The sequence below is a fragment of the Candidatus Brocadiaceae bacterium genome (genome assembly GCA_012728835.1).
Taxonomy (GTDB): domain Bacteria; phylum Planctomycetota; class Brocadiia; order SM23-32; family SM23-32; genus JAAYEJ01.
Window position 1 is genome coordinate 26,966 of the sequence record JAAYEJ010000072.1, and the last position, 9,992, is coordinate 36,957.

Sequence of the window (9,992 nt, forward strand, 5' to 3'; positions counted from 1 at the left end):
ACTCCCTGGCAGAGGGGTGGTGTGCGAAGTCTGCGGGCGGTTTATACCACGGCGCAGTGGGCCCGACAAGGCGCGACGGCCGTGCCGGGCCGGCCGGCACGGACGCACGCGGCCGCACGTCCCCCGCAGCACGGGGGCGAGAACGCGAACGCTCCCGATGCAGCCGCATGGTATGCAGCCGCATGGCATGCGGCCGCATGGTATGCGGCCGCTTGATTGCGCCGGCGGGGTGCTTTCTGATATCGTTCTGGCGCGTGTCGGTCTCCGAACAGGCGCGGCGCTTCGGGCGTGCGCGGGCAGGGAGGTGTTCGTGCGTACGGTGCTCAACTACGGCTGGCGGGCCCTGGTGGCCCTCGGCATCCTGACGGCGCTTTCCTGCGCGTCGCTGTACGTGCAGGCGCAGGGCGGCACCCTGGGCGATCCGATCGGGGGCCGGGGCACGTTCGTCCTGCGCACGGCCCTGCGCGAGGCGCTGACGGTTCTGGCCCTGCTGTGGCCGACGCTGCGCACGCGCTGGGCAGGCACCAGGCTGACGGGCGCCCTGTTCGTCGCCTACTTCGGCGTTCACAGCTTTGTGACGCTCAGCCGGACGGCGCTGACGCTGCCTTCGATCGTCACCTCGGAGGTCGCAACGGCGCTGAGCGCGCACGGGTTCCTGATCGCCCTGGCGTCCGCCCTGACCATGGTGGTCACGATGGGCCGCATGCGTCCGTCCCCGTCGCCGCTGGAGAGCCCGCGCCTGCACCTGCCGGCCGGGGAATGGCTGTGGAAGCTGCTGTTGTGCTCGGTCGCCGGCATGGGCATCTGGCTGGCCGAGCAGAAGCTGGCGCCGGCCGGGCTGGAGGAGTTCTACCAGGATGCCGGCCGGCCGGAGCAGACGGCGCGCGCCGTGCTGGAACTGGGGCGCAGCCTGCTGTTGCTGGCGTTCGTGCTGCCGGTGATCAAGATGATGAAGGGCGGGCGCTGGGAGACGGCGCTGGCCGTCGCGCTGCTGATGGCCGTCCTGGGGGGGCTGACGCCGGTGATCCTGCCCACGGAGCTGATGCCGGCGCCCGTGCGCTGGTCCTTCGTCTGTGGGACGGCGCCGGGGAACTTCATCTACGGCGGGCTGGCCGGGTACCTGTTCAGCCGGCGCCCCGGCACCGATCCGACCTCGCCGTACTCGGGCCCCGAGGCGTGGGGCGTGGCGGGGCGGCTGCTCTGATGCCGGCCGTGCGTCCGGCTCGGGACGGCCCGGACGCCTGAGGTCGGCCCGCCGGCGTGTGCGCGCCGTCCGTCGGGACTGTCCGGAGGGAGGACGAGAACCTTGCTGAACGACCTGCAGATTGCCCAGAGGGCGAAGCTGCGCAGGATCGAGGATGTCGCGGCCGATGCGGGCATCCTGCGCGATGAACTGGAACTCCACGGCGACCACAAGGCGAAGGTCAAGCTCAGCATCCTGGAGCGCCTGGCCGACCGTCCGGACGGTCGCTACATCGACGTGACGGCCATCACGCCCACGCCGCTCGGAGAGGGCAAGACCGTCACCACCATCGGCGTCACCCAGGCGCTCTGCGCCATCGGCCGGCGTGCGTGGGTCTGCATCCGGCAGCCCTCGCTCGGGCCCGTCTTCGGCGTCAAGGGCGGCGCGGCCGGGGGCGGCCACAGCCAGATCGTGCCGATGGAGGACATCAACCTGCACCTGACCGGCGACGTCCACGCCGTCAGCATCGCCCACAACCTGGCCGCCGCCTTCCTGGACAACTCGCTCAAGCGCAGGAACCGCCTCCGGATCGATCCGTCCGACATCTGCTGGAACCGCGTCGTCGACCTCAACGACCGCTGGGCGCTCGAGCAGGTCGTCGTCGGGCTCGGCGAAGGCTTCGTGCGCAGGACGGGTTTCGACATCAGCGTGGCCAGCGAACTGATGGCCTGCCTGGGCCTGTCCCGGAGCCTGAAGGACCTGCGCGAGCGCGTCGGCCGGTGCGTCGTCGGCTATACCTACGACGGCGAGGCGGTCACGTGCGAGGACCTCAAGTGCGCCGGCGCGATGACCGTGCTCCTGCGCGACGCCCTCAAGCCGAACCTCATGCAGACGCTCGAGGGAGGCCCCGCCTTCGTCCACACGGGCCCCTTCGCCAACATCGCCCACGGCAACAGCAGCATCCTGGCGGACATGATTGCGCTGAAGCTGTCCGACTACGTCGTCACGGAGAGCGGCTTTGGGGCCGACATCGGGATGGAGAAGTTCTTCGACATCAAGTGCCGCGTCGGCGGCTTCACGCCGAACGCCGTCCTGCTGGTGGCCACCGTGCGCGCACTCAAGATGCACAGCGGCAGCTTCCGCGTCGTGCCCGGCAAGCGCCTGCCCGACGAACTGACGCATGAGGACCCCGACGCGGTCGCACGGGGCTGCGCCAACCTGGAGAAGCACATCGAGAACGTGGCCCTCTTCGGCGTCCCGTCGGTCGTCTGCATCAACCGGTTCACGGACGACACGGAGTCGGAGATCGAGGCCGTGCGGGAGCGCGCCCTGGCCGCCGGCGCCGAACGCGTGGTCACCAGCGAGGTGTGGGCCCGGGGCGGGCGGGGCGGCATCGAGGTGGCCGAGGCGCTCCAGGATGCCTGCGAGAAGCCGAGCCGCTTCCGGTTCCTGTACGACCAGGACGCCTCCATCCGCGCCAAGATCGAGGCGATCGCCACGAAGGTCTACGGGGCCGACGGCGTGGACTACGCCCCGGCCGCGCGGCGCAAGATCAAGCAGTTCACGGAGTTGGGATACGGTCGCCTGCCCGTCTGCATGGCCAAGACGCACCTGTCCCTCTCGCACGACCCCGCGCTGAAGGGCCGCCCGACCGGCTGGCGCCTGCCCGTGCGCGACGTGCGCCCGTCGCTGGGCGCCGGGTTCCTCTATCCGCTCTGCGGGGACATGCGCACGATCCCCGGCCTCCCGACGAGGCCGGCAGGCGAGGATGTGGACATCGACGAGGAGGGCCGCATCGTCGGGCTGTTCTGAGGGCTGCGCGCGCGGGTCCGGTTCGACCGGGCGCCCCGAGGGCGATGGTCACCGCCCCGGAGGGCTCACTCGCCGCCCGCCAGGGCACGATAGCCCAGATGCATGGCCAGTTGGTCGACCAGGATCATCGCCGTGAATGCCTCGGCCACGGGCCAGACGCGGGCGACGATCGTCGGATCGCGGCGCGTGACCGCCGCCAGCGTGGCGTTCTGGCGCGTCACCTTGTCGATGGTCTGCTGCGGCCTGGCGATCGTGGGCGTCGGCTTGACGGCAATCCGGGCGACGACAGGCTGGCCGGTTGTCAGGCCGCCGGTGATCCCGCCGGCGTGGTTGCTCGCGAACTGCACCTTCCCGTCGCGGGCGCTCATCTGGTCATTGCAGGCGGATCCGGTCATGTCCTTCACCGCGACGCCGGCCCCGACCTCCACGGCCTTGACCGCTCCGATCCCCAGCATGCGGCCCAGCTCGGCGTCCAGCTTCTCAAACACGGGCTCGCCCAGGCCGCCGGGCACGCCCGTGGCGACCACCTCGACCAGGCCGCCGCTCGAATCGCCGCCGTCGCGGATCTCGATGATCCGGCGGGCCATCGCATCGGCCGTCTCGACGTCCGGGCAGTTCATCGTCGTGTGCACGCCGAAGCGTTCGCGCACCGCCGCCTCGTCGAACTTCATCCGCTCGCTGAGTTCCGGCACCTGCTTCTCGACCTCGGCCAGAACGGCCATCTTCTCCAGGAAACGCATGTCCGGTGTGATGCGCCCATCGCCGTAAACCGCCTGGTAGACCGGATCGCACGCCCGCCGCATCGCCTTGTAGGCGTCGACCTGCCGGTGGATGAGTTCCAGCGGCATCTCCGGCGCCCGGACGCCGGCGGCCTCCTTCACGTAGGCGCTGATGCGGATCCCGTGGCGGGCCAGCACCTGCTTGGCGACCGCCCCGGCAGCCACGATCGTGGCGGTGTAGCGGCCGCTGAACAGACCCGCGCCGATCGCGTCGTCGCATTCGCCGTACTTCAGGTACGACGCATACGACGCGTGCCCGGGCCGCGGCGTGCGGTTGGTGGACCGGTACTGCTCGATGTGCTCGAAGTGGCGGTCCAGATTCGGGATCAGGATCACCAGCGGGGTGCCGTTGGTCCGCCCCTTGTTGGAGACGCCGGCCATCGTGTCGGCGGCGTTCACCCCGCTGTAGATCACGGGCACGTCCGGCTCCCGGCGGGGCGAGGCCAGTTCGCCCTGGCCGGGCTTGCGCAGGAGCAGGTCCGCGTAGATGTCCTCCTCCCGCAGCAGAAGGCCCGTGGGGACCCCCTGGATGTGCGTGCTCAGGCCTTCCTGGTAGGACCCGCCCGCGACCGTGACACGGAACAGGCGTCCGTAGGAACATCCCAGCATGTCTTGCTCTCCTTGCCGTGCATGCGCACCGGACTACGCCGACGTGCTATGTCAGCATCGCCTCGAACAGCCAGAGCCCCAGCGCCCCGGCAAGAACCGTGGGCAACCAGCCCGCCAGCGCCGTGTTGAGGCTGCCCGTGTAGCCCATGCTGCTGAACACGAACGTCAGGGTATACAGCCCGGCGGCCACGGCGATGCTCAGAATCGCGCCGAGGAAGCGGCTGTTGACCGACCGCTCGAACCCTACCATGCAGGGCAGCCCGATCAGCAGCAGGATGAACGGTGTGAAGACCCCGGCCAGCCGGCCGTGGAGCGCCACGCGGAAATACGGCACCGTCGGATACTCCCGCGCCGCCCTGCGCAGGTCAGACACGGTCTGCGTCGGCGGCCCTGCCTTGCCCTCCTGCGAAGCGGCCAGCAGTTCCGCCCGCCCGATGTCCGTGGGCAGAACGACCTCCGGCAGCAGGTCCGACCCGATCGCCCGGCCCGTTGCCGGATCGAACTCATCGATCGCCACCGCCTGCAGGCGGACGCTGCCGGGCGTCCAATGCGCCGACGCTGCCTGAAGCACACGCACGAGCCGGCCGCCGGGCTCCAGTTCCACCACCGCGACGTCGCGGGCTGCCGCGCGCCGGAAGTCATACTCGCGCAGCCGGTACTTGCGTGCGTACGCCGTGTCGTTCAGAAGCAGGTTCGCGGCCGTCTCGCCCTCCAGAACCCGCCCCTGAATCTGCTGCTCCTGCGCCATCCGGGGCGCAACCCCCTCGCGCACGGCGAACACGCCCGCGCTGACCAGCGCCGTCCACACGAAGATGGGCGCCACCACCCGATGCACGCTCGTGCCGCACGCCTTGAGCGCCATCAACTCGCCCGACCGCGCCATGGCCACCAGCAGCATCCCCGCCGCCAGCAGGATCACGCCCGGCGCCAGCTCGACCAGGAACAGGGGGACAACGTGGGAGTAGTACCTCACCAGTGCGCGTCCCCCGCCCGCCGCGTCGCCGTCCGGCAACTCGTCCAGCCGCTTCAGCACGTCGAAGCTGACGTACAGCAACGTGATCACCAGCGCGGTCCCGAGAGCCCGCGTGAGGAATGCGACGCTGACGTACCGGTCGATCTTCTTGAACAGCATAGGCGGAATCCGTTGCGGCGGCCCCGCGAGCCGGCAGAAGCACACGATCTCCTTGCCGGAATTCTATCGGACGGGACCGCTCGAAGCAACCGGCGCGCCCCCCCCCGGCACCGCACGCCGGACCCCCGGCGCCACGCAAGCGGGCGGCCATGCACGCCTCCCATGGGAGCGTGCGGAACGGCCCGCATTGTGGTATAATGACGCGATGAGCCGTTCGGGGGCGCAGGCAGCCGCGCTGCCCGCCCCGTCTGGGCATGCGGCAGTGGAGGAAAGTCCGAACTCCATAGGGCAGGGCGGTGGATAACGTCCACCGGGAGCAATCCCAGGGAAAGTGCCACAGAAAACATACCGCCCCGGCCGATGGCCGGAGCAAGGGTGAAAAGGTGGGGTCGCCGCAAGGCGACTTAATGTAAGAGCCCACCGCCTCGGCGGTGACGTCGAGGGCAGGGCAAACCCCGCCCGGAGCAAGGCCGAATAGGGGAGGATGAGGTCGCCCGCCTCGCCACAACTCCCGGGTTGGCCGCTTGAGCGCGCCGGCAACGGCGTGGCCAGATGAATGGCTGCCGCCCCCGCGTGCGAACGCGTGGGGTCACAGGATTCGGCTTACGCGCCCCCGTACGGCTCACCCGCGGCGCGCCCGTCCCGCACGGCGGGGAGGGCGCCCGACGGGCCCCTGTGTTCACGTGCGGCATCGCGACCGCGCAGAGAGGCGACGATGGAACGGCTATGGGCCCCCTGGCGCCTGGACTACGTCGGGCGGGAGGACAAGAAGGGCGACGGAGGCTGCTTCCTCTGCACCGCCGCGCAGAGTGTCCAGGACGGCCCGCACCGCGTCCTGTGGCGGGGCCGCACCTGCTTCGCCATCCTGAACCGCTATCCCTACAACAACGGCCACCTGATGGTCGCCCCCAACGAGCACAAAAGCTCCCTGGCGGAACTGACCGACGAGGAGCGGCTCGAGCACCTCGACCTGATCGTCCGCTGCCAGGCCGGCCTGACGCGGACCGTCCGCCCGGCCGGCTTCAACGTCGGGCTCAACCTCGGCGCCGCCGCCGGAGCCGGTCTGGCCGATCACCTGCACTGGCACATCGTTCCACGCTGGACGGGCGACACGAACTTCATGCCCGTCCTGGCCGATACGAAGATCATCCCCCAGTCCCTGGACCAGCTCTGGCGGATGCTGCGCCAGACCGCTGCGGACTGACCGGCCCCGGGAGGCGCACGTGACCCGAGAGGAGATGGAACGCCGCGAAGCCCAGCCCCTGGCCCCGTACGCCATGCGGAGCGCCGAGTCCGCCGGGCGCGTCTACGACGAACCCGAGGCCGAGTACCGCACGCGCTACCAGCGCGACCGCGACCGCATCATCCACTGCAAGGCCTTCCGCCGGCTGGAGTACAAGACCCAGGTCTTCCTCAACCACGAGGGCGACCACTACCGCACCCGGCTCACCCATACCATCGAAGTCGCCCAGATCGCCCGCACCATCGCCCGCGCCCTGTGCCTGAACGAAGACCTGACCGAGGCCATCGCCATGGCCCATGACCTCGGCCACACGCCGTTCGGCCACTCCGGCGAAGAAGCACTCCGGGACCTGATGGCCGAGCACGGAGGCTTCGAGCACAACGCCCAGGGCCTCCGTGTCGTCGACCTGCTGGAGCGCCAGTACCCCCAGTTCCCCGGCCTGAACCTGACCCGCGAAGTGCGCGAATCCATCGCCAAACACAGCACCCGCTGGGACAGCCCCTGCGACCATGCATTCTCCCCGGGGCCGTCCCTGCTCGAGGCCCAGGTGGTGGAACTGGCCGACTCCATCGCCTACGACAACCACGACCTGCAGGACGGCCTGGAAGCGCGCATCCTGACCCGGCAGAAGCTCTCCGACCTGGGCCTCTGGAGCGAGGCCGAGCAGGCCGTGCGCGAACGTTACGGGCGCATGGGCATGCAGCAGCTCTGCAAGCAGACCATCCGCCACCTCGTCAACCTCTTCGTCACCGACGCGGTCCAGGCCACCCGCCGCGAAATCAAGGCCCGCGCCCTGACCTCCTGGCAGGACGCCGCCCGGCAGGACGGCAACCTCGTGCGCCTCAGCCCCGAGTTGGAACGGCGCAAGGCCGAGCTGGAGGACTTCCTCTACCGCGTCCTGTATGCCGACTACCGCGTGCTGCGTCTGACCGTCAGCGCGCGGCGGTTCGTCTGCAGGGTCTTCCAGGCATTCGTCGACGACCCGCGCCAGCTCCCGCCGCAGCACCGCCGGCGCGCCGACGAACACGGGATCCACCGGGCCGTCTGCGACTACGTGGCCGGCATGACGGACCGGTTTGCACAGAACACCTACGCCCAGCTCTTCCATCCATATCAGAAACTCTCGTGACGGATGCCCGCGCGCCACAGGAGCCGTTTTTGACACGGCGGGCTCCTGCGCTATAATGAGGCGGCGTGGGGAGTAAGGGCCCGAGCCCCGGTGGGTGGCCCTGCGGGTCGGGACAGGGGAGCGTCGCACATGGGACTCTGGGTCTTCCGGGCGCTGTTCATGCTGGCTTCGGCCGGCACTGCGTACTCGATCGGCCTGGCCACCGACCACCCCTTCGGCGCCCTGCTGCTCGGCATCATCATCAGCCTCGGCATCATCCTGGCCGAGTGGTTCGTCAGCCGCGGCCCCATCGCCCTGATCTCCTCCATCGTCTTCGGCTGCCTCATCGGCATGCTCTTCGCCACCATCACCGTCTCCGTCGTCGGCCTCGCCGTCGAACGGGAAGTGATGGACGAGATCCGCGACGGCCTCACCGGCGCGCTCATCGTGGCCTTCAGCTACCTCGGCATCGCCTTCATCTACAACAGCCGCGACAAGTTCAACCTCATCGTGCCCTACGTCGAATTCCGCAAGGAACAGAAGGGCGCCTCCCCCGTCGTACTCGACACCAGCGTCGTCATCGACGGCCGTATCGCCGACATCGTCGGCACCAGCATCATCGACGCCCCCATCGTGGTGCCCCAGCTCGTCCTGCGCGAACTGCATCAGATCGCCGATTCGGGCGACAAGCTCCGGCGCGAGCGCGGCCGCCTCGGCCTGGAAACCCTCAACCGCCTGCGCGCCGCCCCCGGCGTCGACGTCCGCGTCCAGGACCTCGGCATCGATGGCGACGACCGGCCGGTCGACGAGCAACTCGTCCGCATCGCCAAGGCACTCCACGGCCGGCTCATGACCATGGACTACAACCTGAACCGGCTCGCCGGCGTCGAGGGCATCCGCGTCGTCAACCTCAACGAACTCTCCAACGCCGTCAAGCCCATCGTGGTGCCGGACGAGCACCTGTCCGTCAAGCTCGTCAAGCGCGGCGAACAGCCCGGCCAGGCCGTCGGCTACCTGCCCGACGGCACCATGGTCATCGTGGAGGAAGCCGCCCACCTGATCGGCCGGGAGGCCACCGTCGTCGTGCGAAACTCCATCACGCGCCCCACGGGCCGGATGATCTTCGCCCAGATACCCAAAGAACCCCCCGCCTGACGCCCGCCATGCCCCCGCGGGCAGCCCGGAGTTCCTCGTGTCCACCCACTGCGACCTGCGCTACGCCGTCATCGTGCCCGCCGCCGGCGAAGGCCGCCGCATGGGCGGCTGCCGCAAGCCCTTCCTCATGCTCGCCGGCCGGCCCGTCATCGGCCACGTCGTGGAGGCGCTTGCCCGGGCCCCCGGGTGCGTCCGAATCGTCCTGGCCCTGCGGCCGGACGACGCCGCCGACGAGTCCGTCCGCGCCGAACTCCAGGCGCTCGGCCAGCACGTGCGCATCGTGCCCGGGGGCGCCACGCGACAGGACAGCGTGGCCGCCGGCCTGCGCGGCGTCGACGTTGATGTCCCGGTGGTTCTCACGCACGACGCCGCCCGGCCGCTGGTCGACCCGGACGTCGTCCGCCGGGTCGCCCAGGGCGCACTGAGCAGCGGAGCCGCCGTGGCCGCCGTCCCGGCCGCCGAGACCGTCAAGGAAGTGGGGGAGGGCGGCATCGTCCTGGGCACCCCCGCGCGGGACGGCCTCTGGCTCGCCCACACCCCCCAGGGGCTGCGCAGGCACCTCTTCGAGCGCGCCCACGAGGCGGCCAGGCGCGACGGCTTCGCGGGCACCGACGACGTCCAACTGGCCGAACGCCTCGGGGCGCGCGTCATCGTCGTGGAGGACAGATACGACAACATCAAGATCACCACGCCGGAGGACCTGGCCATTGCCGAGGCCATCCTGCGCTGGCGGGCCGGTCAGCCGGCGGGCGGTGCATGACCGCCCAGCGCCCGCAGCCGGCCCGGCCGCTGCCGGCCCGGCCGCTGCCGGCGGCATGTTGAGGTCGGTTCCATTGCACGCCGGGTCTGCTCCGGTTACAATGGCCCCATGAAGTCCGGCCCGGAGCGCCATCGGCTCCCCGATAGCTCAACGGTAGAGCGGGCGGCTGTTAACCGCTAGGTTTGAGGTTCGAATCCTCATCGGGGAGCCA

At 70.1% G+C, this 9,992-nt stretch carries 8 protein-coding genes, 1 tRNA gene and 1 other RNA gene; 8 read left to right on the forward strand and 2 right to left on the reverse strand.

Features of this window, described 5'->3' with window-relative positions:
• Nucleotides 1-310 precede the first annotated feature (310 nt).
• Both GXY85_12010 and GXY85_12015 read left to right on the forward strand, forming a co-directional pair.
• Nucleotides 311-1,204: a hypothetical protein gene (locus GXY85_12010; GenBank protein ID NLW51547.1), complete on the forward strand. Its 894-nt coding sequence runs from the start codon at nt 311-313 to the stop codon at nt 1,202-1,204.
• A 102-nt stretch (nt 1,205-1,306) separates the two neighbouring features.
• On the forward strand, nt 1,307-2,995 hold the full coding sequence (locus GXY85_12015) for a formate--tetrahydrofolate ligase (protein ID NLW51548.1): 1,689 nt from the start codon (nt 1,307-1,309) through the stop codon (nt 2,993-2,995).
• Between the two features lie 65 nt (nt 2,996-3,060).
• On the opposite strand, the gene GXY85_12020 is transcribed toward GXY85_12015, so the two are convergent.
• A complete protein-coding gene (locus GXY85_12020; GenBank protein ID NLW51549.1) occupies nt 3,061-4,383 on the reverse strand; it encodes a chorismate synthase in 1,323 nt (440 codons plus the stop codon).
• A gap of 46 nt (nt 4,384-4,429) precedes the next feature.
• On the reverse strand, nt 4,430-5,515 hold the full coding sequence (locus GXY85_12025; protein NLW51550.1) for a YjgP/YjgQ family permease: 1,086 nt from the start codon (nt 5,513-5,515) through the stop codon (nt 4,430-4,432).
• 215 nt (nt 5,516-5,730) lie between these two features.
• On the opposite strand from GXY85_12025, the gene rnpB reads away from it, so the two are divergent.
• From rnpB to GXY85_12055, 6 genes are all read left to right on the forward strand, one after another.
• An RNA gene (gene rnpB / locus GXY85_12030) (RNase P RNA component class A) lies at nt 5,731-6,135 on the forward strand.
• A gap of 95 nt (nt 6,136-6,230) precedes the next feature.
• On the forward strand, nt 6,231-6,719 hold the full coding sequence (locus GXY85_12035) for an HIT domain-containing protein (GenBank protein NLW51551.1): 489 nt from the start codon (nt 6,231-6,233) through the stop codon (nt 6,717-6,719).
• A gap of 34 nt (nt 6,720-6,753) precedes the next feature.
• The gene (locus GXY85_12040; GenBank protein ID NLW51552.1) at nt 6,754-7,887 is read left to right on the forward strand and encodes a deoxyguanosinetriphosphate triphosphohydrolase; all 1,134 of its coding nucleotides are present in this window, start codon (nt 6,754-6,756) and stop codon (nt 7,885-7,887) included.
• A gap of 129 nt (nt 7,888-8,016) precedes the next feature.
• Nucleotides 8,017-9,021: a PIN/TRAM domain-containing protein gene (locus GXY85_12045; protein ID NLW51553.1), complete on the forward strand. Its 1,005-nt coding sequence runs from the start codon at nt 8,017-8,019 to the stop codon at nt 9,019-9,021.
• A 37-nt stretch (nt 9,022-9,058) separates the two neighbouring features.
• Nucleotides 9,059-9,781 (forward strand): 2-C-methyl-D-erythritol 4-phosphate cytidylyltransferase, encoded by a 723-nt coding sequence (gene ispD / locus GXY85_12050; protein ID NLW51554.1) that lies wholly within the window; start codon nt 9,059-9,061, stop codon nt 9,779-9,781.
• Nucleotides 9,782-9,917: 136 nt separating this feature from the next.
• Nucleotides 9,918-9,992, forward strand: a tRNA-Asn gene (locus tag GXY85_12055).